19 protein-coding genes are annotated in these 23,802 nt (G+C 39.7%); 15 read left to right on the top strand and 4 right to left on the bottom strand.

The genetic code is table 11. The features are described 5' to 3' along the window. Window positions 1-327 precede the first annotated feature (327 nt). The 3 genes from NYE65_RS23235 (at window position 328) to NYE65_RS23245 (ending at window position 3,334) form a co-directional block, all read left to right on the top strand. Entirely contained in the window at window positions 328-1,251 is a 924-nt protein-coding gene (locus NYE65_RS23235) for a DMT family transporter (RefSeq protein WP_340861816.1), read from the top strand. Window positions 1,252-1,657: 406 nt separating this feature from the next. Next, window positions 1,658-2,635: a ring-cleaving dioxygenase gene (locus NYE65_RS23240; protein ID WP_328110564.1), complete on the top strand. Its 978-nt coding sequence runs from the start codon at window positions 1,658-1,660 to the stop codon at window positions 2,633-2,635. Window positions 2,636-2,734: 99 nt separating this feature from the next. Then, window positions 2,735-3,334: a nitroreductase family protein gene (locus NYE65_RS23245; RefSeq protein WP_328110563.1), complete on the top strand. Its 600-nt coding sequence runs from the start codon at window positions 2,735-2,737 to the stop codon at window positions 3,332-3,334. A 136-nt stretch (window positions 3,335-3,470) separates the two neighbouring features. On the opposite strand, the gene NYE65_RS23250 is transcribed toward NYE65_RS23245, so the two are convergent. Continuing rightward, window positions 3,471-4,814, bottom strand: a complete 1,344-nt coding sequence (locus NYE65_RS23250; RefSeq protein ID WP_340861817.1) for an aminotransferase-like domain-containing protein — start codon at window positions 4,812-4,814, stop codon at window positions 3,471-3,473. Between the two features lie 115 nt (window positions 4,815-4,929). On the opposite strand from NYE65_RS23250, the gene NYE65_RS23255 reads away from it, so the two are divergent. After that, a complete protein-coding gene (locus NYE65_RS23255; RefSeq protein WP_328177264.1) occupies window positions 4,930-5,886 on the top strand; it encodes a DMT family transporter in 957 nt (318 codons plus the stop codon). Then, window positions 5,886-6,770: a DMT family transporter gene (locus NYE65_RS23260; protein ID WP_328177263.1), complete on the top strand. Its 885-nt coding sequence runs from the start codon at window positions 5,886-5,888 to the stop codon at window positions 6,768-6,770. Before NYE65_RS23255 ends, NYE65_RS23260 begins: the two co-directional genes overlap by 1 nt. A 227-nt stretch (window positions 6,771-6,997) precedes the next feature. Here NYE65_RS23260 and NYE65_RS23265 read toward each other — a convergent pair whose 3' ends face one another. The 3 genes from NYE65_RS23265 to NYE65_RS23275 all read right to left on the bottom strand — a co-directional run bounded on the left by NYE65_RS23265 (window position 6,998) and on the right by NYE65_RS23275 (window position 9,766). Continuing rightward, entirely contained in the window at window positions 6,998-7,567 is a 570-nt protein-coding gene (locus NYE65_RS23265; RefSeq protein WP_340861818.1) for an MFS transporter, read from the bottom strand. After that, complete coding sequence (locus NYE65_RS23270; RefSeq protein ID WP_340861819.1) at window positions 7,564-8,994, bottom strand: FAD-binding oxidoreductase; 1,431 nt, start codon at window positions 8,992-8,994, stop codon at window positions 7,564-7,566. The genes NYE65_RS23265 and NYE65_RS23270 overlap by 4 nt, the downstream gene beginning before the upstream one ends. Window positions 8,995-9,160: 166 nt before the next feature. Further along, window positions 9,161-9,766, bottom strand: coding sequence for a TetR/AcrR family transcriptional regulator (locus NYE65_RS23275; RefSeq protein ID WP_328177261.1), 606 nt, complete (start codon window positions 9,764-9,766; stop codon window positions 9,161-9,163). A gap of 440 nt (window positions 9,767-10,206) precedes the next feature. Here NYE65_RS23275 and NYE65_RS23280 point away from each other — a divergent pair, with 440 nt between their 5' ends. The 10 genes from NYE65_RS23280 to NYE65_RS23325 all read left to right on the top strand — a co-directional run bounded on the left by NYE65_RS23280 (window position 10,207) and on the right by NYE65_RS23325 (window position 23,773). Further along, window positions 10,207-11,526, top strand: coding sequence for an MFS transporter (locus NYE65_RS23280; RefSeq protein WP_340861820.1), 1,320 nt, complete (start codon window positions 10,207-10,209; stop codon window positions 11,524-11,526). A 531-nt stretch (window positions 11,527-12,057) separates the two neighbouring features. Further along, window positions 12,058-13,527 (top strand): helix-turn-helix transcriptional regulator, encoded by a 1,470-nt coding sequence (locus NYE65_RS23285; protein WP_340861821.1) that lies wholly within the window; start codon window positions 12,058-12,060, stop codon window positions 13,525-13,527. Window positions 13,528-13,723: 196 nt separating this feature from the next. Next, window positions 13,724-15,400, top strand: coding sequence for a urocanate hydratase (gene hutU, locus NYE65_RS23290; protein WP_098187652.1), 1,677 nt, complete (start codon window positions 13,724-13,726; stop codon window positions 15,398-15,400). Further along, window positions 15,397-16,695 carry an imidazolonepropionase gene (hutI, locus tag NYE65_RS23295; protein ID WP_340861822.1) on the top strand — a complete coding sequence of 433 codons (1,299 nt, stop codon included), beginning with the start codon at window positions 15,397-15,399 and terminating at the stop codon, window positions 16,693-16,695. Before hutU ends, hutI begins: the two co-directional genes overlap by 4 nt. A 228-nt stretch (window positions 16,696-16,923) precedes the next feature. After that, window positions 16,924-17,064: a hypothetical protein gene (locus NYE65_RS23300; protein ID WP_340861823.1), complete on the top strand. Its 141-nt coding sequence runs from the start codon at window positions 16,924-16,926 to the stop codon at window positions 17,062-17,064. 183 nt (window positions 17,065-17,247) lie between these two features. Then, a complete protein-coding gene (locus NYE65_RS23305; RefSeq protein WP_340861824.1) occupies window positions 17,248-18,633 on the top strand; it encodes an MFS transporter in 1,386 nt (461 codons plus the stop codon). An 81-nt stretch (window positions 18,634-18,714) separates the two neighbouring features. After that, window positions 18,715-20,274 (top strand): histidine ammonia-lyase, encoded by a 1,560-nt coding sequence (gene hutH / locus NYE65_RS23310; RefSeq protein ID WP_340861825.1) that lies wholly within the window; start codon window positions 18,715-18,717, stop codon window positions 20,272-20,274. A gap of 94 nt (window positions 20,275-20,368) precedes the next feature. Beyond that, window positions 20,369-21,493, top strand: coding sequence for an N-methyl-L-tryptophan oxidase (gene solA, locus NYE65_RS23315; RefSeq protein WP_340861826.1), 1,125 nt, complete (start codon window positions 20,369-20,371; stop codon window positions 21,491-21,493). Between the two features lie 261 nt (window positions 21,494-21,754). Next, complete coding sequence (locus NYE65_RS23320; RefSeq protein WP_328177252.1) at window positions 21,755-22,513, top strand: LamB/YcsF family protein; 759 nt, start codon at window positions 21,755-21,757, stop codon at window positions 22,511-22,513. Window positions 22,514-22,543: 30 nt separating this feature from the next. Then, window positions 22,544-23,773, top strand: coding sequence for an NRAMP family divalent metal transporter (locus NYE65_RS23325; RefSeq protein ID WP_445670433.1), 1,230 nt, complete (start codon window positions 22,544-22,546; stop codon window positions 23,771-23,773). The last annotated feature ends 29 nt before the right edge of the window (window positions 23,774-23,802 follow it).

Genomic DNA, 23,802 nt, shown 5'->3' on the forward strand with positions numbered 1-23,802 from the left:
CAACTATAAAAAAGTTGCCAGGCTTTTTTTTCGCTGAATAATAATATATAGAGAATAATATTTCGTTGGATTACTATAGATAGAGCATATAAAACTTAGTGATTTGTAAATATATATTATATATAGAATGCGTGGTATCATATGGATGAATAATGGACAATAATCCAATTTTAAACTATTAGATATGGTGTTTGAAAGTACATATTATGGACTTGTAATTGTTAAAGTCACGCAAAAATTCAATATACTAGTAATGGGTATTGTAATTTTTGATGTTGAATGCAGGACAGTGATTGGCAAATATTGAAAGTGGCAAGGGGGGAGATCATGTTTAGATTATACGGGGCTTTAATCGGTCTTAGTTTGATATGGGGTTTATCGTTTGTTTTTATGAAGTGGCTGCTACCGCCAGCGGGCATTTGGGGGATTGTATTTCTTCGCTGTTTGGCTGGTGCTGTTGTTCTGCTTCCCATCTTATGGTGGAAGCGCAGGGAAATCAATTGGAAATTGCCGTGGGAAGCACTGGTCGTTGTCGGAATCTTCAATTGTGGATTAGCATGGGGATTAATACCTTTAAGTGAAACGGAGATTAACAGCAGCACGGCATCGATTCTAAATGCAACCACTCCGATCTGGACGGGGATCATCGGATTTATCATTTTTTCATACGTTCTAACCGCCCGACAATGGATGGGCATTCTAATTGGTTTCTTCGGAATTCTAGTATTGATGGATTTTCAAATCGGTCAGCTTTTCGGAAAGGAATTCATCGGGATTGGGACAATGCTGCTAGCGTCCATCTGTTATGGTTTTGCCGGTCATTTTACGAAAAGATTTCTTTCCAGTACCAGCATATTGATCATTACGATGTTTACGCTGCTCACGGGTGCCGTTATCGGTTTGATCGGGATGCTACTAACAGAGCCTTTTAAGCCAGTGATGCTGATGGAGCCGCTGACGATTTTCGCCATAGTCGGACTTGGGTGCTTTGGCTCTGGGGTCGGCCAGCTGATCTATTTCTACATCAATAAAAATGGCAGCCCTGAGTTAGCAGCATCTGTTACATACCTTATTCCTGCAACCGCTATGGTTTGGGGGTATATCCTGCTTGGAGAAGCGATTAATCCTAATGTAATCATTGGCCTGCTGATTATTTTTGCAGGAGTTTATCTTTCCTCTAAGAGGTCAAAAGAAAATGATGGCACAAACTCTTCATCTGGAAAACAAGCGGATATTCATCACGTAAAATAAGTAATCAAAACGAAATAGCCCTCACGTAAAGAGTTTGCTTTATGTTGGGGGCTTTCGTATGGGAACACATTAATAGTTTTACTTCATTTTTGCCAAAGACCGCTAGTTAAGCTATAGGCAGTAACCCATATACAGAACGGTCTATATTTTAAGGAAAATTGACTGTATTTTTTTGTCCTGTAATTATTTCGACATTGAGATATATTGATTTGAGACAATGTTATTGACAGTGGATGGTATTCATGATAAATTACCTTTAAATAAAGATATATTAATTCAAGATAATAAGAAATACCTAATCAAACCCCTATAATGAATAGCCACTCTTTTTGAAGGAAAAATATAGGGGATTAAGGAAATCGTTAAGTATCCAAAAATTGAATCGTTTTAATGGGAGGAATAATGTATGAATGGTTTAAAAGGTATACACCACGTAACGGCCATAACAAGTAGTGCTGAAAAAAATTATGAATTTTTCACAAATATATTAGGCATGCGTTTAGTTAAGAAAACCGTTAACCAAGATGATATCCAAACCTATCACCTGTTTTTTGCCGACGATGTTGGCGGTGCGGGTACTGACATGACATTCTTCGATTTTCCTGGAATTCCAAAAGGGGTGCATGGGACTAATGAGATCTCAAAAACATCCTTCCGTGTACCGACTGATGCGGCATTGGAGTATTGGGTTAAACGCTTTGACCGATTAGAGGTAAAGAATACAGGAATCCAAGAACAATTTGGTAAAAAGATCATTTCATTTGTGGATTTTGATGATCAGCAATATCAATTGATCTCAGATGAAAATAATGAAGGGGTTGCAGCTGGAATCCCTTGGCAAAAAGGGCCGATTCCTCTGGAATACGCTATTACAGGATTAGGACCAATTTTCATTCGGATCGCTAATTTCGATTACTTTAAAGAAATGATGGAAAAAGTCCTATTATTCAAAGAAATAGACAAGGAAGGATCATTTCACCTATTTGAGGTAGGGGAAGGCGGGAATGGTGCACAAGTGATCGTCGAGCATAATTCGATCCTCCCTCAGGCACGGCAGGGTTTTGGGACTGTTCACCATACAGCCTTCCGTGTTGAAGACCGTTCCGTTCTGGAAGAATGGATCAAACGAATGGAAAGCTTCCAATTTCATACGTCCGGTTATGTCGATCGTCACTTCTTTGAGTCGCTTTACGTAAGAGTGGCGCCGCAAATTTTATTCGAGTTTGCCACGGATGGTCCTGGATTCATGGGGGATGAGCCGTATGAAACGCTTGGGGAAAAGTTATCTTTACCACCGTTCTTGGAACCGAAAAGGGATCAAATCGAAAAGTTGGTCCGTCCCATTGATACAGTAAGAAGCACCAAGGAATACATTAAAGAATAATTGCGAATGATATATTGGTTTATGCCCATACTAAAATAGGTAGAAATAAAAAATGGAATAATCATTTGAAATAGAAAAAATGTTCCGGAGGAATGAATCATGACAAAAGATTTTTACACAGCCATTAAAGAGAGACGTTCATATTATGGAATCAATAAAGAAGTCCAAGTATCGGATGAGAAAATTAAAGAAATAGTTGAATTTGCGGTAAAACACACGCCATCGGCTTTTAATTCCCAATCCTCCCGCCTTGTTGTTTTGACAGGATCGGCACATGATAAATTATGGGATATTACGACGCAGGCATTAAGGAAAGCGGTTGGTGAGGGAGATTTCTCTGGCACTCAACAAAAAATGGATTCCTTCAAAGCGGGATATGGGTCAATATTATTCTTTGAAGATGAATCTGTAGTGAAATCACTTCAAGAACAATTTGCAACGTATGCCGATAACTTCCCAATCTGGTCACAACAAACATCAGGCATGCATCAATTAGTTGTTTGGACGGCACTTGAATCAGAAGGATTGGGAGCAACTTTACAGCATTATAATCCTCTAATTGATGATGAAGTGAAAAAAGAATGGAATGTTCCAAGCAATTGGAAATTGATTGCGCAAATGCCATTTGGAAATCCAACAGCTCAACCGGGTGATAAAGAATTCAAACCACTTGAGGATCGTATCAAATTTTATAAATAAAACTTTGTTGAGAGCCAATTCTAATTGGCTCTTTTTTGTTTGTGCTCATTTTTTCAGTTTTACAATAAGAAAAAATATTTTCACTATTTTTGTTTATTGCCGTGTGTGGAAAGTGACTATACCTTATGTAAAAGTTTTATAAGTAATAATTCTCCTTTTTATTCAATTCATTGAAAATAAGAGCTATTCCTTGCTCAAGTTTTTGTATATTTGTATTGGACACGTTTAGTTTTAATATTTTTTCCTGGTGAAAGCCATCTATATAATTTTGCCCCATCGTCTCTACCAGTACTTGTTGATTCTGTAAGTTATTGATGAGGTGAGTACTATTTAAACGATGAGGCAGTACGATATGAGCGTTCATACATATGGATGCTGGGCGATAAAAGCCTGGAGCAGAGTACTTTTCTAGAGCATCATATAGCATGTTTGCACGCAATGAATAGGAAAGTCGCACTTTGTTTCTATGGTGTTTAAACATATCGCTTTTTATGTAGATTTCCAAGGCTGCTTGTGAAATCATGGAACTATCAATATCAGCTGTTCTTTTATATAGTTGGAAGCTGTCCGTTAATGGTTTAGGCAATACGGCAACACCTATGCGTAATCCTGGAAACATTATTTTTGAGAAGCTTTTTAAATAAATGACCATGTTATCGGTATCCTCGGAAAAAATAGGGTCTACCTTCATATTTTCTTCGAAATCTGCTAAATAATCATCTTCTACAATATAGACTCCATACTTTACTGCAAGTTTTAGTATCTCCACTCTTTCCATTTTAGAATAAGAAGTCCCTAACGGATTATGAAAACGAGGCATCGTATAAAAGAATTTGATTTCCTGATCACTAAAAATCCGTTCTAACTCCCCTAAATCAATACCTTCTGCTGTTCGTTCGATTCCTAGCACGGAAATCTTGTACGCTTTCAATTGCTCCACAAATAGATGATAACTAGGCTGCTCAACAAGTATATGAGTACGTTCATTTGGAAAGGGGATTAACGTTAATAAGGAAAGTGCTTGCTGCACGCCAGAAGTAATGAAAATCTGTTCTTCTTTTGCGAAAACCTGATACTGCTCTAATTGTTTTTGTATCACTTTAATTAAAGAGGGCAGTCCTTTTGGAGTGCCATAGATAAACAATTCTTGCTGATAGGTATCGATGGCTTTGTTAATGCAATGTTGAAAGTCATGATACGGAAATTGATGCCAAGCGGGAGCGGAGGTAACAAAGTCGATGTCCTTTGTGGGTTCGCATTTACCATCAAATTCTTTTTGTACGACATAATATCCGCTTTTAGGAACGGCGTAGATTAAATGCCTCTTTTCCAATTCTTGCAGGGCTTTCAGGACTGTACTTTTACTACATTGATGTTGACCGCTTAATTGACGGATAGATGGGAGTTTAAAGCCCGCTTTGAGCCGTCCATTCTGGATGAGAGATTCAAATTCATTAAACAAAGCTACGTATTTTAGCATGATTACCTCCTAAAACTGTACCGTTACAGATGCTTCATATTTGTATTGTATCGTAGTGGAACTTTTAATACGATACTAACAACCGGCCGGGTGTTGAAAAGGAGGATTACTCAATATGCCAGAAAATAAAAAAGCCTATCTTGCGGCGATACTTTATGCCATTATTATTGGATTTTCATTTTTCTTTACAAAAATATCATTAATGGAAGCTAGTCCGCTAGATACATTGGCACATCGATTTACGATGGCTTTCTTGATCGCCATAATTATTAAGCTATTAAGGAGGACATCAGTGAAAATGAGTGCAAAGGATTCTGTGAAAATTCTTCCGTTGGTGTTCCTTTATCCAATTTTATTTTTTACATTTCAAGTGTTTGGTCTCATTTATACCTCATCTTCAGAAGCGGGTATTATCCAAGCGACCATACCAATTTTTACGTTATTATCAGCTTCATTATTTTTGAAAGAATACGCAGGTAGAGCTCAGAAATTTTTTCTTTATTTATCTGTTACGGGGGTTATCTTTATCTTTGTCATGAATGACTTGCAACATGCGGCTCACAGTTGGAAAGGAACGATCCTGATCTTATTATCCTCGATTGCTGCCGCTCTTTATAATGTGATAGCGAGGAAGGTAACAAAGCAATATTCACTATTTGCGTTAACGTATGTGATGACTTTCTTTGGTTTTGTGACTTTTAATAGTATGGCCGTCATTAACCATATAATTAACCATTCCATCAGCAGCTTTTTATTACCCTTCACAAGTAGTGCATTCCTCATTTCAATCGTATATCTTGGGGTATTATCGTCTTTGCTTACTGCTTTTTTATCAAACTATTCATTATCTATATTACCAGCATCTAAAATGAGCGTTTTTAGTAATTTAGCGACATTGATTACGATAATGGCAGGGGTGATTTTCTTACATGAATCGATTCATTATTATCATGTAATAGGTGCAATGATCATTCTTGCTGGGGTAATCGGCACGAATTATTTTGGTGGAATTCAATCCAAGCATAATAGTAAGACTTTCGCCGACCCATTGCCAAAAAGGGAGGTAAAGTAATGAATAAATATGTATTGTTACTCTTGATTAGTGGTATATGGGGATCTCAATTTTTCTTTATTGCATTAGTCATAGAAAATGTTGGGGTTATTACATTATCAGCCATCAAAGCATGCATCGGCGGTATCTGTTTACTCTTCTTTGGTTTGTTTTTATCAAAAGAAGAGCGAAAAGTACCCAGGGGTTATTATAAATGGTATATTATCATTGCTTTTTTCGAGGTTGTACTCCCATTCGTTTTTATTGCACAAGGCCAGAAATCGGTGCCTAGCAGCATCGCAGCGGTGCTGATTGGAATGGTTCCCATCTTTACCATCCTTTTTTTACTAGCATTTTTCAAAAGAAAAAGCACAAGGCCGCAGATTACAAGTATCCTATTCGGATTTGCAGGTATTGTCTTCCTTTCCTGGCCGACACAAGGAATCCAAGACCTTTCTAACAGTATTCAGGGGAACATCCTCCTGATATTGGCTGCTATGAGTTTTGGATTATCATTGACTTTCATGGAGAAATTAAACGAAGGTTCTTCCGTCATTCATATGAGAAATGTATTACTGATTGCCAGTGCATTGCTCATACCCATATCCCTTTTGTTTGAGCAATCTTTCAAATTGGATATAGCACGATCTCAATCCATCTACTTAGCGATTTTAGGCATTTTCCATGCAGGGGTTGTTTATGCATTATTTAATAGGTTGATTCGGCAAGAAGGCGCATTATTTACTTCATATAGTAATTATATAGTGCCAGTCATCGGAATGATTTTAGGGTTTTTCTTTTTACATGAAGCGTTGTCCATTCATCAATTGATTGGAATGGGTATAATAATGATGTCATTGGTTTTTTTAGACGAAAAAATAATTATCAAATTGAAAAGAAAGTAGTATTTCATTATATGTGCTAATGTCCGTTATCTTTAATTGTACTAATATATTCGTATATATAACGAAACCAAATTGAAAAATGGGCAGAAGGATTAAAATTTTTTTGTAGGATCATTTTTAGTTTTTTGATCAACAAATGATTATATAGTAAAACAAGCATCTGCTGAGGTTAGCAGATGCTTTTCTTAAGGGGTAACTGATTTATTGGCTCTTACCATAATAAAGGCTTATATTTTTAGTCTTTCTGTATTAGATTGTGATGTATTTTTCTCCATCTTCATTATAATAAACCCACTCCAGGCAAACATAAGGGAGGCTATGTAAAAGATGCTGCCGATCGTTAAAAAGTCGACTAAATATCCGGTTGCAATCACCGCAGCTGCAGCACCGACGGATGTCCAAACATGGTAGTTCCCGATTTCCGCACCCGCTGTTTTCTTCGTTACATATCTTGCCAGTACCGTTTTTTCAGTGTTTTTTTGTACTGCCCCAAGTACTCCCATAATGATTTGCAGTAGATAGACATGCCAAATTTCATATGCGAGAGGAAAGGCAAGCAGGATAAGTGCCATCCCCCATGAATAGATAATGAGAAATGCTTTGTCACCTGTTTTGTCAGTGAATTTTCCGATTAAAGGATAGCTAAGCGCTGCAGTCAATGAGAATATTCCATATGCCCACCCGAATTGCGAATAACTGGTGCCTACATTTTTGATTAGCAAAATATAAAAGGGGAAAATCATGCTGGCAGCCATTCCAACAGTGCCTTGGTAAAAAACAAAACGTTTATAATTCATGGATGATACTCCTCATAGAAAAGATTCATGAAGCGATTATCAGGATCATATTTCTTCTTTAATCGAAAGAATTCCTCAGTACGCGGATACGCTTCAAATAATTGTGTCTTGGTTGGATACCCATAATAGGGCAGATAGTAGCTGCCGTTATGGTCAAGCGTCGCATCGATCATGTTACGGATGACCCTTCCTGTATTATCCTTGCTTTCGTCATCTGTCCCTTGATTGATGAGCATCACTAAAGCGAACATATCATCCTTGGCATAGGACATGAGTGATTCATCATTATGTTCCACATAACGAATTGTGATATTTAATAAATTAAAATCTTTCTCATCAGATAAGGTTCTTTTTAAGTCATCGATATAATCAGCAAATTGATCAATCGGAACGAAGTATTCTTGCAGCACTTCCGTTTTGGTGGGGTTGCTGTAATCCATGAATGCTGAATCCGACCGCATCACATTATTCCTCGAAACCAAGTTGCCATCAATATTGGCCGTGTAGGCTTTTTGAGTTTCCCAAAACCTGTTTTTACCCCAGTCATTATAACGTGAGAGGCTAAGAAAGAATTTAGGAACGGCAATGATCGTTTCCCGTTTGAGAGTATCGTAGTCAGATAGCCTTGTTTGGTCATTTGTCCTATAATAATCCGTTACATACATTTCATCCAAATAGGAGCCAGGAGCAACAGATATTCTTGCAAGATGCATTTTAACATCATCGTTTTGAAGAACTTCTCTTTTAAAGTACGACGTATATTCATCATAATGAAGTGATTTAGTTTTAATGTTATAAAGTTCGTCATCGGTAAGGTGGATTGTTACATCGAGTATGACTCCAAATAATCCATACCCGCCAATAACCGTATGGAAGAGCTCTGAATTTTCTTCGCGGCTCACTGTTAGGATTTGTCCTTTTGCGTCAAGCAATCTAAAAGATTCCACGGTTTCTATCAAGGCATGATGACGGATATCCCGGCCATGGACATTAACGCTCAAAGAACCGCCAATGGTAAAAATGTTTTGAGATTGACTGACCTTCAGTGCAAGTCCATATGGGTTGATGTATTCCTGAAGAGCAGCCCAGGTTGCTCCGCTTTGGACCGTGATGCGTTTTTCTTTTACATCCAAATCAAGTATTTTATCATAGTTTTTCATATCGAGGAGGATCCCGTTTGGATATAATGTCTGCCCTCCTTGGCTATGCTGCATTCCGGCAATGGAAATGGGATCATCGTTTTTTTCGGCATCCAAAACTACTTTTTTGATTTCTTCTTCACTATCTTCTGCCTTTATCACTTTCATTTTAACTGGCATCAGACGGCTTATATCTTTGGCAATAGGGTGGTCAAGCTTGAAATTAAAAGCCTGCAGCGATAATCCAAATAATAGTGCATATAGGGTGATAAATAAAAATCGTTTCATGATATCTGGAATTCTACTCCTCGTTTACTTTGTTTGACACTTAATTGAAATAAAGAAAATGTATGAACCTTATATATTAATGGAGTTTCCCTAACTATTCAGTAAGGTTGGGGTTAATATTGAATTAAATGTCAAATTTTTAAAAATGAATCTTTTGATTTATGTATTAGTTCTTGGTTTTCAGCCCATTAATGATTGTTTTGGTTAGCGGTATGGATAGTGATTCCAAGCTTTGTTCTGAGTTGTTTAATCCCCAATGATAGATGATTCCCATCAGGCTTTGGATGATAAGTTGTGAAATTTCGTTAACTGATTGGTCAGTGCCAATGTCGTTTTGTTCTTTCGCCTCTTCAATTAATGAACGAATGATTTTGAAGAGTGAGCGGTTTGAATTTAAAAAGTAAGTATGTTCTTTCGAATCTAAAGCGGAACTGTAAATCACTTTCATTAAATCTTTGCCCATTTCTACTTCCAGAAAACGCATCAATTTGCGAATGAAAATAAACAATTTCTCGGTAGCGTCCATATCGACTGGGAACGAACGGAAGACTTCGCGATAGTAATCATCGACTTCTATGAATCTCACTAAAAAAATGTCCGATTTCGCTGAAAAGTGTTGGTAAAATGACCCTTTTGATGTGCCGCTTTTTTTCACGATTTCGTCAACGGTAACTTTATCGTAACCTTTTTCGCTAAATAGCTTTAGAGATATTTGTAAAATTTTTTCACGAGTCTTTTTTCCCCTAAGTTGTTTCTTTCTGGGTTCAATCATAAAAAACCTCCAAATGATAATTGACAGAATATTCCTATATAGTTTAATATCAGACTACAGTCTAGTTAAATGATTGCTGGTCTATTTAATCTAACGTAGATCATGAATAATCACAACGCTATTTTAAATGGTTTTCGCGCATTCGGAAAGCGCTTACAATAATTTGGGGTCAAGTATGGGGAAGGTTAATTCATTTTAAATAGGAGGTTTTTAAGGATTCCTATACAATCGGTTACTGTCTTGCCGAAAGGCTTATTCCTCTTTAGCCCTGAGTATATGGATTGTATTTATAATATTGTTGGATTCAGTATATGTAAATGAAGGGTGGTGGTTTTCAGGATAAATTGAGAGCTAGGAATGAACCAGAGTGTCGGGAAGCTGGAAAAGAGTTGTAGTAAACTTTTTTGGGAAATAGTAGCATGAAAAGGGAGGAAATAATCTTGAATCATTCCAGTGGTGAAATAGAGAAACGAACGATCAGTAAGACGATGAAACGCATTCTTCCATTTATCCTGCTTTTGTATATCATTGCTTACTTGGACAGGGTCAATTTAGGCTATGCTGCTTTACAAATGAATGCAGAATTAGCCTTATCCGCTGAAGTTTTTGGATTGCTTTCTGGTATTTTCTTCATCGGCTATTTCTTTTTTGAAGTTCCTAGCAACATGATCATGAATAAAGTGGGAGCTCGGATATGGATTGCCCGTATAATGATTTCGTGGGGGCTTGTGGTAATATTAACAGGTTTTGCACAAACAACGATGCATTTATATATTCTCCGTTTTTTATTAGGTGTTGCCGAAGCTGGTTTTTTCCCTGGTATAATTTTGTATTTAACTTATTGGTTCAGGGCCCGCGAAAGAGGGCGGGCAACAGCGGTTTTGCTTTTAGCCCTACCGATTGGCGGATTGATTGGTGCGCCTGTGTCGACATGGATTCTTGACAATATTTCCTGGTTCGGTATGGCAGGGTGGAGATGGATGTTCATTCTTGAAGGCATTCCGGCCATTATTATAGGAATTGTTGTTGTTTTTTATTTAACTAATAGACCGTCTAACGCTAAATGGTTATCAAAGGAAGAAAGTGATTGGTTAGAAGGCGAATTGAGTGCGGAAAGAAAAGTTAGCTCGAAAATAAATAAAGTCACGAAGCTTGATATGCTGAAGGATTCGAAAATCTGGAAATTGGCCCTTTTTTATTTTGCAGGATACACATCCATCTATGGATTGTCATTCTGGATGCCAACCATCATAAAATCTTTATCGGAAAACGCAACAACTAATTTAGAAATAGGCTGGTTAGCGATGATTCCATCGTTAGTCGGTATACCTGCCGTTATGTTTGTAGGCTGGAATTCAGATCGGACCAATGAACATAAAACACATTTGCTCGTTTGCCTCATGATAGCGGTTGTTGGATTTATCGGGTGCGGCTTTTCAAGTAGTGTTTTTATGATGGTGCTTATGTTAACGATTACATCTTTCGGGTTATACGGGTTCAGTGGATGTTTCTTTGCCTATATGACATTTTTCTTCACTGAGTCCACTGCCCCAGTTGGAATAGCCATTGTCAATTCATTGGCGGCTTTAGGCGGTTTTGTAGGACCGATGATTCTCGGAACTGTTGCCTTTACTCAAGGGATGTTTATTTTATCTGGATTACTTATAATAGGTGTCATCACCCTATTATCATTAAAATTGACGGATGCTTCAAATGAAAACATAGGTAAAGAAGTTGAAGTCAATATTAATCGATTATAAAGGTTCTAAATGCATTGAAGATTAAAAGGGATAAAAAAAGAAACATCATTGGAAATCACAGATTTCCATGATGTTTCTTTTTTTATTTAGGCTGTTTTCACATACTTTGTTGCTATTTACCAAGTAGTGAGGTGTGGTTGATTTCCCCTCCAGATGCTCGCTTTCCGCGGGGCGGGCGGTGAGCCTCCTCGGCGTAAACGCCTGTGGGGTCTCACCTGTCCCGCTGCTCCCGCAGGAGTCTCGCACTTCCGCTCCAATCAACCTTAAATAGTTTCGTTTTAAAAACAACAATCTTTACGGAAAGAGCCTTTATTTAAGCACATATATATGGGGTGAAAATACTAGTTGAGCATGTCATAGTTTAATCTAAATCGCAGGTTCTGCCTAATAAGACTTGTTTGTAGTTTTCGGCGGGATTAGAATGGAGATGAGATGAAAGTGCTTTCGAAAAGATCAGGGATCCCTTTTCTATTCATGTGCTGACTTCATATTTCTTCATTAGGGGGATAACAGCAGAAATGAGGTGATGATGTGGAAATTCATTTGGTGGCAAAAGATGAGATTGAGGCTCAAGGAATTCGTTGGATCGTGGAGTCCCACCTAACGGGAGTTAGACTGATCTTATGGAAAACGATTGAAGAATTCGAAAAGGGCATACGCAATCAGCAACCTGAATTCGTTATTTTGGATATGGATATTTGGACGGATGAAAGTGAGGCGATGGGTGTTTCGTTAAAGCGGAGGGGAATTCGATGGTTAGGGATTTCATCTGAGCGAATCTTTCAAACGGCTTATCGAGCCTTACGTTTTCGTGCTGAAGATGTTTTATTCCGTCCTTTTTCTTCGGCAGATTTGGTAAAACATATCCAACAATTACGTTTTCAATTGAGGAATGGTCCAGGTCTTATCTCCTCAAACACCATGGATGATGAGAATGCTCTGGATATTGGGTATCCAGATTTCTTCTTGACCGACCGGAAGCATGAAAGCCGAATAACCATGGTCGCTTTTTTGACACCTGATAATAGGACCCTTCCATTAGTTTATGATGAACTGCAACGATATTCTTTTACTGGGAAGAATCAAATCTTCGCTTTATCGGATTTTATTTTATGTGTCCAGGAAACAAAGGAAATGGAGATATATAAGGAAGAGTATCAGGCTTTCCTTGCCCATTGGAAAGAAAGAATGGATGAGCCCCTTGCCATCATAATAAAGGCGGCAACTTCAGATGAGTCTTTAAAAAGGATGTATCAGCAAACTCGTGAATTTACGAGACAAATCTTTTTCGATGGATATGATATCATCTTAGCCGAAAGTCAACAGACTTCGCCGCGAGAGATGGATCCATTCCTCACTCCTCTTGAACAAAGACTATGGATAGAAATGCTTGAACGACGCGATGCGAAGGCCATCAGGAACTGGATTGAGCGTGAATTCCTTACTTTTGATCGACCATACCCCGACCCGGAAATCGTTCGTATCCGCCTTACAAGTGTACTCGCACAGATTCGTAGGCATATGAAATCATACAACTTGCAAAATGCTTCCCTGGAAGCAATATACTATGAGGTATTTCAGCAAATTGTACATAAACCTGTCATCCATCAAATAGTAAAAGAGCTGCATGCGTTCACCACCCATATGCTTCTGCAGGATCATGGACAATTACAGGAAGGGGCACGCACACTTAGCGAAAAAGCAAGGGAGCTGATCGAGTCCAACTATTGGGACGCACAGTGGAATCTAGCGAGTTGTGCAGATACTCTGCGTATCAATAAAAGCACACTCAGCCGTCGTTTTGCGGCTGAATCCGGCGAGTCTTTTCGAAATACGCTGCATCAAGTTCGAATTAGGGAAGCTAAACGTTTATTAAAGGAAACGGATTTATCATTGGAGGAAATCTCACAATTGGCCGGCTATTCACATCAAACTTATTTCAATGCCAAATTCAAACTGCTTGAAGGTTGTACACCATCAGCATATCGGTCTGGATTATAAAAAAGGACGATTCAATAAAATGAATCGTCCTTTTTTATTTATTTCATAACAATGTAATTAATGAGATTATTCATAAAATAATAAAGTTAACTACAAAAGGTTGAAACAAATTATAAAATAATCATTAAACTATAATTAATTATTCTGAATTTTTCTTATAGAATGAATATATAACAAAAACAAGGGGGAAATGAAAATGAACACGATTACAAATAAGGTTATCCGTTATACTGGAACAGAATTGCATACTAAAGGATGGCAACAAGAAGCAGTGCTTAGAATGCTTATGAATAATTTGGATCCCGAAGTTGCTGAACGTCCAGAAGATTTGGTGGTATACGGAGGGATTGGGAAAGCAGCTCGTAACTGGGAATGCTTTGATGCAATCGTCAAATCACTAAAAGAGCTTGAAGAAGATGAAACTTTACTTGTCCAATCAGGGAAACCGGTGGCCATTTTTAAAACGCATACGGATGCACCACGTGTCCTGCTTGCAAATTCAAATATCGTCCCTGCATACGCGAACTGGGAAACATTCCATGAACTTGATAAAAAGGGATTGATGATGTATGGGCAGATGACAGCTGGCAGCTGGATATATATCGGATCTCAAGGGATCGTACAAGGTACATACGAGACCTTTGCCGAGCTTGCAAAACAACATTTTAATAACTCGTTAAAAGGCACCATCACTCTAACGGCAGGTTTAGGCGGAATGGGAGGGGCACAGCCGCTGGCAGTTACGATGAACGGTGGAGTCTGTATCGGGATCGATGTAGATGAGACAAGAATTGACAGGAGGATTGAGACTCGTTATACCGATGTGAAAACGGATTCATTGGATGAAGCCATTCGTTTAGCGAATGAAGCTAAACTTGCAGGGAAAGCATTATCGATTGGTTTGATTGGGAATGCTTCAGATATTCTTCCGGAAATGATCGCAAGGAACTTCATTCCTGATGTCTTGACTGATCAAACTTCGGCCCATGATCCGCTAAATGGATATACTCCTTCAGGCCTGTCAATGGTGGAGGCTGCAGAATTACGGAATGCAAATCCAGAAGAGTATATTAAACTCTCTAAAGCTTCAATGGCCAAACATGTAAGGGCGATGCTTGAAATGATGGAAAAAGGAGCTGTGACGTTTGATTATGGCAACAATATCCGTCAAGTTGCGAAAGATGAAGGGGTAGAGAATGCTTTTGACTTCCCGGGCTTCGTTCCAGCTTATATCCGTCCACAATTCTGTGAAGGTAAAGGTCCATTCCGTTGGGTCGCTTTATCTGGAGATCCAGAAGATATTTATAAAACAGACCAAGCCATTTTACGTGAATTCGCTGATAATGAACATCTATGTAACTGGATTAGAATGGCTCAAGACAAAATCCAGTTCCAAGGTCTTCCTTCCCGTATTTGCTGGCTTGGTTATGGGGAGCGCGCCCGTTTTGGTAAAATCCTCAATGATATGGTTGCAAGCGGTGAATTGAAGGCCCCGATCGTGATTGGGCGTGACCATTTGGATTCTGGCTCTGTCGCTTCGCCGAATCGTGAAACGGAAGCCATGAAGGATGGTTCCGATGTAGTGGCTGACTGGCCAATCTTAAATGCAATGGTGAATGCTGTGGGCGGTGCAACCTGGGTTTCCGTACATCATGGTGGCGGCGTAGGAATGGGTTACTCCATGCATGCAGGCGTTGTAATTGTGGCAGATGGCACAAAAGAAGCAGCAGCCAGGATTGAGCGAGTGTTGACAACGGACCCTGGGATGGGTGTAGTACGCCATGTTGATGCAGGATATGAACTTGCAGAGGAAACAGCCCGTGAAAGAGGTATTAATATCCCGATGCTTGATAAAGGAATTGATAAAAAATGACAAAGCCAATTTGGATAAAACATGCCGCTCAGCTTGCTACCCTTACCTCTGAAAGGAAAGGTCCGCGTTCCAAAGAGGCAATGTCGGAGCTTGGTTTGATAGAGGATGGAAGTATATGGATGGAATCAGGGCTGATCCAAGCTGTCGGGACAACCAAGGAATTGGAAAAACTCTATGCTGATAGAATGCATGAAGCTGAAGTCTTTGATGCAACTGGCCATTTGGTGACACCTGGGTTAGTTGATCCACATACGCATGTTGTATATGGCGGGAGTCGGGAACGTGAATTTGAAATGCGTCTTGAAGGCGCAACATATATGGACATTATGAACGCAGGTGGGGGCATTCATGCTACCACCCGCATGACAAGGGAAGCAAGTGAAGAAGAATTGATGGAGCAAACCACGCGACGACTTGATTCATTTCTCGCTCATGGCGTGACTACAGTAGAAGGTAAAAGCGGCTATGGAATGAATTTGGAAACCGAATTAAAGCAGTTGCGGGTGATGAAGAAGCTACAGGAAGAGCATCCGATTGATCTGGTTCCTACTTTTATGGGAGCCCATGCGGTTCCAAAGGATTATAAAGGCCGCGAGGATGAATTTGTCGATCATCTGATTAATGATATGCTTCCAATCGTCTCTGAAGAAAAGCTTGCAGAATTCAATGATGTCTTTTGTGAAAAGGGGGTTTTTACCCCTGAACAATCAGAGCGGATTTTAAAGGCGGGGAAAAAGTACGGCTTGATCCCTAAAATTCATGCTGATGAAATTGAGCCATACGGTGGAGCTGAATTAGCTGCGAAGATAGGAGCCATTTCAGCTGAGCATTTGTTAAAAGCTTCCGATGAGGGGATTACTGCTATGGCGAAGTCAGGCACGATTGCTTGCTTGCTTCCAGCCACTGCCTTGTATTTACGGGAAGAAGCGGCCCCTGGACGACGAATGGTTGATGAAGGTGTGGCTGTTGCCATTTCGACCGATTGCAATCCCGGATCTTCACCGACGACATCCATGCCGCTTGTCATGAATCTGGCATGCATTTCGATGCGGCTTACCCCTGCAGAAGCTCTTACGGCGGCGACATACAATGCTGCTTGTGCAATCAACAGGGAAGAAAGGGTCGGATCCCTTGAAGTCGGAAAACAAGCGGATGTCGTTTTATGGAATGTTGAAAACTATCAGGAGTTGCAATATTTATTTGGGGTTAACCATGTTAAGACAGTATGGAAAAACGGTGTTCAAGTTGTGAATGATAGAGTGAAGTCTGATTCCAAAAGCCTTACGGGCCTTTAAAAATCAGTATTCTCAATCAATGTCTACCCATTCCATCCGCTGGGGAAAATTCAGGGGATGGAATGGGCTTTTAGAAGTATTAACAAATGTAATGGTGTTGCATAGTAGGATGGTGGTTTATCATCCTACTCATTTTCAGCATTAAACACTTTACCACTTTACAGTGAGATTAAATGAAAGTGTTTTAAGGAATTCGTGGAAATGAATCTTCCATGTGGAGGGAATTTTATGTGGATAATCACTATCCATTCGAAAAAAGGCATAAAAATGTTTGAATTTAGCACAGAAAATGAAGCAAGGGATAGATTTGAGGTAATGGAAGGCTGTAAAATCCTTAGTGAAGTCATTTATTTCAATGATAGAAATTAAAAGGTAGAATGATTTTGATATAGTTTATAAAAAGAGTATATTTCAAAATATTCTTTGCTCAATTTTTTTATAGTATTAAGCTTAATCGTTCCATTCAATTTCAGCGCTACTCACGGGGTGTTACAGTTCTAGTGTTTTTTTTGAATCAATATATCTAATAAATCAAAATATGGAGGGGATTCTTTGAACGAACAAAAATTCACGATTGACGATGCCCCATTTAATAGGTTTCATTTTCGAATTGCAGGACTTACATTCGGTTCTAGCTTTTGTGATGGCTATTCTCTAGGAATCATTGCGATGGCCCTGACAGTATTCGGGCCTCAGATGAATATGAATTCATTGTGGACAGGGCTGATCGGCAGCTCTGCTTTAATCGGTCTGTTTGCGGGATCTTTAATACTTGGAAGACTTTCTGACCGTGTAGGCCGACAGAAAATCTTTCTCGTAAACTTTTTACTCATCACGGTAGCTACCATTTTACAATTTTTTGTTAGCAGCCCGGAAGAGCTTTTTATTTTACGGTTGCTGATTGGTTTTGGACTTGGAGGGGATTACGCTGTAGGTACGACTTTGCTTGCCGAGTTTTCTCCCAAAAAATATCGCTCCTCGCTCCTCGCGTCTATAAACGTAGTGTGGACGCTTGGATATGTTGCATCAAACTTTGTTGGTCATTACTTGGGCCAGGTTGGTTCAGACTCATGGCGTTGGATGCTTGTCAGCGCAGCCATTCCGGCAATTGTGGTTTTAATCTTAAGAATAGGAACGCCTGAATCACCAAGGTGGCTTGTCAGCATGGGGCGTGTCGAAGAAGCTCGCCAGATCGTAAAAAAACACCTTGGAGCGAACGTTGAAATGGGAGAAACGGCGACTGGCACAGAAAGTCAAAAGACTCTTGGGTTTCGTGGGCTTTTCAGTAAAAGGCTTCGTAAGCGGTTGGCTTTTGGTGGAATATTCAAATTGACTCTTGTTATTCCATACTTTGCCATTTACACGTTCCTGCCTTCCATCCTAAGTACAATGGGGTTTGAACAGAACTTTTTTGCCGATACCATGTTAAATCTATTCTTGCTTGTTGGGGCAATTATTGGTCTTTGGCTGCTAGCAAAATTTTCTCGTAGAGGATTTACCATCGGGGCCTTCACGATACTTACTGTTTCATTGTTTTCACTCAGCTTCTTACACAATGGTTCTCAATTCTTAATGTTGGTAGCCTTCTTGATTTTTACTTTTTTCATGTCAGCAGCATCGAACCTTACACTAGTATACCCAGCAGAGCTTTTTCCAACTGAAATCCGTGGCTCGGGAATAGGTATGGTTACGGCAATTAGTCGGATTGGTTCTGCGATTGGAACATTTCTGCTGCCTGTTTCTTTAAGTTCATTCGGATTAAGTGCCTCAATGGCAGGAATGGCAGCCATTCTGCTGGTGGGCTTGATCGTATCGATAGCCTGGGCACCTGAAACGAAGAATCTTTCATTACATGAAGCAAGTGACCCATTGCTAGAAACGGAGAATTCTCCGAAAGGAACCGAAATTCCCTTTACAAAAAATGAAAAAATAACATAAGATAACTTCCAGTAAATAAATGAGAAGGACCAAAACTTTTTTCTCCTTCTTGATAAGTCATAGGAGAGGAGATGTATAGGGATGACAACTGCCGATTGTTTACAACCGAAGAATATTAAAGAGGTTGTACTAGGTGATGGTGAAATCTCGATCGAAGAGGTAATTGCCGTTGCAAGATATGGGGCGATGGTTTCCTTTACACAAACATATTGTGATAGGGTGAATAAATCACGTAGCTTAATAGACAAGTTTTTAGATGAAAATCGATTGATTTATGGTGTAACTACGGGTTTTGGCAGTAATATGACCGAGGTGATTTCTCCAAAGGACGCAGAAACCCTTCAACGGAACATTGTTCGTTCACATGCCGTTTCTGTTGGGGAAACTCTTGAAAAAGAAGTCGTAAGGGCCATTCAGTTGATGATACTAGTGAATTTAGGCCAAGGGTATTCAGGAGTTCGTTTACAGGTATTAAATCTAATTGCTTCACTATTAAATCACGATATCATTCCGTTTGTTCCAGGTGATGGGTCAGTGGGGTATCTTTCTCCAGAAGCTCACATGGCCTTAGTGGTGATGGGTGAAGGGAAGGCATGGTATGAAGATGAGCTCATACCTGGCATGGAAGCTTTAAGGAAAGCGGGATTAGCACCTATTACGTTAGGTGCTAAAGAAGGATTGGCACTTACAAGCGGGACTACTTCCGTCACCGCGATGGCTGTCCTGGCTTTATACAATAGCATTCAGGCGGCGAAAACCGCTGACATTACGGGAGCTATGTCCTTAGAAGTGCTGAAAGGTACTATAAAAGCATTTGATCCTCGTCCCCACTCATTGAAAAAGCATGAGGAACAGGCTAAGACAGCCAGAAATGTATCAAGGATTCTTGAAGGCAGCCAAATCATTGATACATACAAGGAACATAGATTACAAGATGCACTTAGCTTACGATGCATTCCACAAGTCCATGGAGCCATAAAAAGAGTATTGAAAGACGCTGCTGTATCAATCGAGAATGAAATGAACTCTGTAAGTGACAATCCTCTGATTTTTCCTGAAGAGGAAGATGGAATTGGCCTGATGGCTGGGAATTTTGATGGTTCATTTGTTGGGATTTATGCGGATGCGATATCCATAGCGTTAGCAAACTTAGCAAAAATAACAGAACGCAGAATAGATCGGCTTGTAAACCATCACCTTAGTGAATTACCTAATTTCTTAGTGGTTAATCCAGGTTTAAATAGCGGCTACATGATTCCGCAATATACAGCTGCCGGGCTATTAAATGAAATCAGGGTGCTCTCGCATCCAGCGACAATAGATAATATCCCTACATGTGCAAATCAAGAAGACGTGATAAGTTTTGCCTATTTTGCTTCGAGGAAAGCATATCGGATTTCGAAGAAACTTGAATATATTTTAGCCATTGAACTGATGACGGCAACACAAGCAATGGATTTTCATCTACCTTTGAAACCGTCACCGGTTACGGAGGAGGTATATCATTTAGTTCGGAGCGAAGTCCCGATGGTTGAAGAAGATCGCTTTTTTCATCCTGACATTGAAGCGATTTATAGGCAAATTCATGAAGGGGAAATAGTGAAGCTCGTTGAAAGGGCGATCGGGGAAATAGAGTTCTAAAACCATGTGGAAGCTGATTTACTTTATTTTATAAGGTAAAATGGCTTCCTTTTTTTAAAATGAAGGACCATATTTAAAGGAGGAGGGATGAAAGATGCATTATGATGTAATTGTAATTGGAGCTGGATCCATGGGAATGTCTTCAGGTTATTATTTATCAAAAAAAGGACAAAAAGTATTATTATTGGATTCCTTTGCTCCTCCTCATAATAAGGGGAGCCATCACGGGGCAACAAGAATTATTAGACATGCTTATGGTGAAGGCAGGGAGTATGTTTCTTTGGCACTTAAATCACAAAAGCTTTGGGGTGAATTGGAAAGAATTTCGGGTCAACAATTATTTCTTCCAACGGGGGTCCTGAATGCTGGAAGCCAAAATTCCACTTTCATTAAACAAGTGAAAGCAGGATCAAAGGAATATGGTTTACCTATGAAAATATTGGATTACCATGAAATTCATGATAGGTGGCCAGGAATAACACTGCCGGAAGACTACATTGGGTGCTATGAATCGACTTCGGGCGTGTTGAAAAGTGAAGAGTGCTTAAGGGCGTATCAACAACTTGCGAAATCCCATGGTGCCGACATCATTGTAAACAGTGAAGTAAGGAAGATAGTCGCTCATGGTAACGGGGTCACGGTTATAACGGATGAACAGACATTCCACTCGGAGTCTTTAGTGGTTACAGTTGGGGCATGGGCACCGAAAATATTGGCGATGTTAGATTTGAATCTCCCGCTGGAACCCATCAGAAAAACATTTGCCTGGTTTCATGCAAATGAAAAATTATATAATCATAATGATTTTCCGGCTTTTACTTTTGATACTTCAGTTGGTACATATTATGGCTTTCCTAGTATAAATGGTTCTGGGCTGAAAATAGGGAGACATGATGGAGGACAGCGGATCAATCCTGATGGCTGTATCAAGGGTTTTGGTGAATTGGATGAGGATGAGGGCGATTTGATGAGGTTTTTAGGGCAATATATGCCTGCTGATCAAAAAATGAAATATGGGAAAACTTGCATCTATACCATGACCCCTGATGAGCATTTTATAGTGGATAAACATCCTTATTATCCACATATTGCTATAGCGGCAGGTTTCTCAGGACACGGTTTTAAATTCAGTAGTGTCATGGGAGAAATTTTGAGTGACTTGATTATCTCTGGAACGACCAAGGAAGATATTTCATTGTTTTCGATTAACCGATTTTGAATTAATAGACTACAAACTTAAAAGCTGTAATCATGGCCGTTGCTTCCTTTCAAAGGAAACAACGGCTTTTTTGTATCAAACTGTAATGTTAGGTTTTCTAACAAAATATTGTCGAAATAATTAAAATATGCTAGAATGAGAATATTCCGAAATATGAAACTTGGGTTCCGAATTTCGGAACATGTGTATTATTTTGATTGAAAGAGGACTTACATATTTTTATGGTTTACTAAAATTTCCGTTATTAAAGGAGAGGGTAGTATGAACAAGGTTGATTTGAATTGTGATTTAGGAGAAAGTTTTGGCGCTTACCGGATGGGTAATGATCAAGAGATTTTAGATTATGTAACATCTGTTAATGTAGCTTGTGGATTCCACGCTGGTGATCCGACAGTCATGAGAAAAACGGTTCAGCTTGCTTTAGGGAAAGAAGTCAAAATCGGAGCCCACCCAGGTTTACAGGATTTAATAGGATTTGGCAGGCGCAATATGAATATTTCTCCACAGGAAGCTTATGATATTGTCGTCTATCAAATTGGAGCATTAAATGGCTTCCTGCAATCCGAAGGCGGAAGTATGCAGCATGTGAAACCGCATGGGGCTTTGTACAATATGGCCGCAAAGAACAAGGAGTTATCCATGGCCATTGCCGAAGCGGTATATAAAGTGAATCCCGAGCTTATCTTATTTGGTTTGTCGGGCAGTGAATTAATACGCGCCGGACAGGCTATCGGATTGCAAACAGGGAGTGAAGTATTTGCCGATCGCACCTACCAACATGATGGTTCATTGACTTCCCGATTGGGAAAGGACGCACTGATTGAAAACGATGATGTTGCGGTTGCCCAAGTCATTCGCATGGTGAAGGAAGGGAAGGTACTGTCCCAGCAAGGCTCAGATGTGGCTTTAAAAGCAGATACCATCTGTATTCACGGGGACGGGGCACATGCTTTATCCTTTGCACGGCATGTTAGGGAATCTTTGCAATTATCTGAAATAACAGTCAAATCCTTTTCTTGAAAAAACTAAACAATCAGGAGGAAGATTCCAATGGAGCCAATCAAAAATACAACAGCACAGAAAAAGAATTTGACTAAGCCAAAAACGAACCGCACTTTATTGTTAGGTGCAGCATTCCTAATGGCAACATCGGCAATAGGACCAGGTTTTTTAATGCAAACGACTGTTTATACCCAAAGTCTTGCGGCAAGTTTCGGTTTCGTTATCCTTATTTCGGTCATTCTTGATATATTTGCCCAAACCAATGTATGGCGGATTATTGCTGTATCCGAAAAGCGGGGTCAAGAGATTGCAAACATGGTCCTTCCTGGGCTGGGTTATGTACTGGCAGCACTGATCGTCATGGGCGGGCTGGCATTTAATATTGGAAATATCGCAGGAGCCGGATTAGGTCTGAATGCGATGACGGGAATATCCCCAACTACGGGGGCGGCAATAAGCGCAGTCATCGCCGTACTGATTTTTGTAGTGAAAGAAGCAGGGAAAGCGATGGACCGTTTTACGCAAATCGCTGGATTTTTCATGATTTGTTTGATGATTTACGTTGCTTGGACAACCTCTCCTCCTGTAGGGGAAGCGGTAGTGAAGACCTTTGTCCCTGATAAAATCGATATTATCGCCATCGTTACATTAGTGGGCGGATCCGTTGGCGGCTACATTACTTTTGCGGGGGGCCATCGTCTATTGGATGCAGGCGTGAAGGGCGTTGACTCATTACCTCAGGTCACGAAGAGCTCGGTAATGGGGATCCTCATAACGACTGTCATGCGCGTTGCCTTATTTCTGGCAGTACTTGGTGTTGTATCGAAAGGTTTACAAATTAATCCGGATAACCCTGCAGCATCCGTTTTTCAGCTCGCTGCCGGTGATATAGGATATAAAATCTTTGGTGTCGTCATGTGGGCTGCAGCGATCACGTCTGTTGTTGGAGCGGCCTATACTTCGGTTTCATTTATCAGAACTTTCAGCGAAAAGATAAATAATAAGGCAAACTGGATAATCATTGGCTTTATAGCGGTATCGACCATTTGCTTTCTATTGATTGGTCAACCGGTTAAGGTATTGCTTATAGTTGGTGCCATTAATGGACTGATTTTACCAATTGCTCTTGGAACATTGCTTATTGCCGCATATAAGAAAAATATTGTGGGTGATTATAAGCATCCTTTATGGTTAACGATTTCCGGTGTATTCGTGGTAGTCATCATGGCGTTGATGGGCGTATATACATTAATGAAACAACTGCCAGCACTTTTTTAATGATTAATGAATGAAAATCCAATAAATAA

Origin of the sequence: Peribacillus sp. FSL R5-0717 (assembly GCF_038002945.1) — a bacterium.
Classification (GTDB): Bacteria; Bacillota; Bacilli; order Bacillales; family DSM-1321; genus Peribacillus; species Peribacillus frigoritolerans.

Coding starts and splice junctions, on each gene's coding strand:
- solA (WP_340861826.1), top strand. CDS start 20,369: ATGCATTATGATGTAATTGTAATTGGAGCTGGATCCATGGGAATGTCT.
- hutU (WP_098187652.1), top strand. CDS start 13,724: ATGAACACGATTACAAATAAGGTTATCCGTTATACTGGAACAGAATTG.
- NYE65_RS23240 (WP_328110564.1), top strand. CDS start 1,658: ATGAATGGTTTAAAAGGTATACACCACGTAACGGCCATAACAAGTAGT.
- NYE65_RS23320 (WP_328177252.1), top strand. CDS start 21,755: ATGAACAAGGTTGATTTGAATTGTGATTTAGGAGAAAGTTTTGGCGCT.
- NYE65_RS23270 (WP_340861819.1), bottom strand. CDS start 8,994: ATGAAACGATTTTTATTTATCACCCTATATGCACTATTATTTGGATTA.
- hutH (WP_340861825.1), top strand. CDS start 18,715: ATGACAACTGCCGATTGTTTACAACCGAAGAATATTAAAGAGGTTGTA.
- NYE65_RS23245 (WP_328110563.1), top strand. CDS start 2,735: ATGACAAAAGATTTTTACACAGCCATTAAAGAGAGACGTTCATATTAT.
- NYE65_RS23250 (WP_340861817.1), bottom strand. CDS start 4,814: ATGCTAAAATACGTAGCTTTGTTTAATGAATTTGAATCTCTCATCCAG.
- NYE65_RS23260 (WP_328177263.1), top strand. CDS start 5,886: ATGAATAAATATGTATTGTTACTCTTGATTAGTGGTATATGGGGATCT.
- NYE65_RS23235 (WP_340861816.1), top strand. CDS start 328: ATGTTTAGATTATACGGGGCTTTAATCGGTCTTAGTTTGATATGGGGT.
- NYE65_RS23300 (WP_340861823.1), top strand. CDS start 16,924: ATGTGGATAATCACTATCCATTCGAAAAAAGGCATAAAAATGTTTGAA.
- hutI (WP_340861822.1), top strand. CDS start 15,397: ATGACAAAGCCAATTTGGATAAAACATGCCGCTCAGCTTGCTACCCTT.
- NYE65_RS23265 (WP_340861818.1), bottom strand. CDS start 7,567: ATGAATTATAAACGTTTTGTTTTTTACCAAGGCACTGTTGGAATGGCT.
- NYE65_RS23255 (WP_328177264.1), top strand. CDS start 4,930: ATGCCAGAAAATAAAAAAGCCTATCTTGCGGCGATACTTTATGCCATT.
- NYE65_RS23325 (WP_445670433.1), top strand. CDS start 22,544: ATGGAGCCAATCAAAAATACAACAGCACAGAAAAAGAATTTGACTAAG.
- NYE65_RS23275 (WP_328177261.1), bottom strand. CDS start 9,766: ATGATTGAACCCAGAAAGAAACAACTTAGGGGAAAAAAGACTCGTGAA.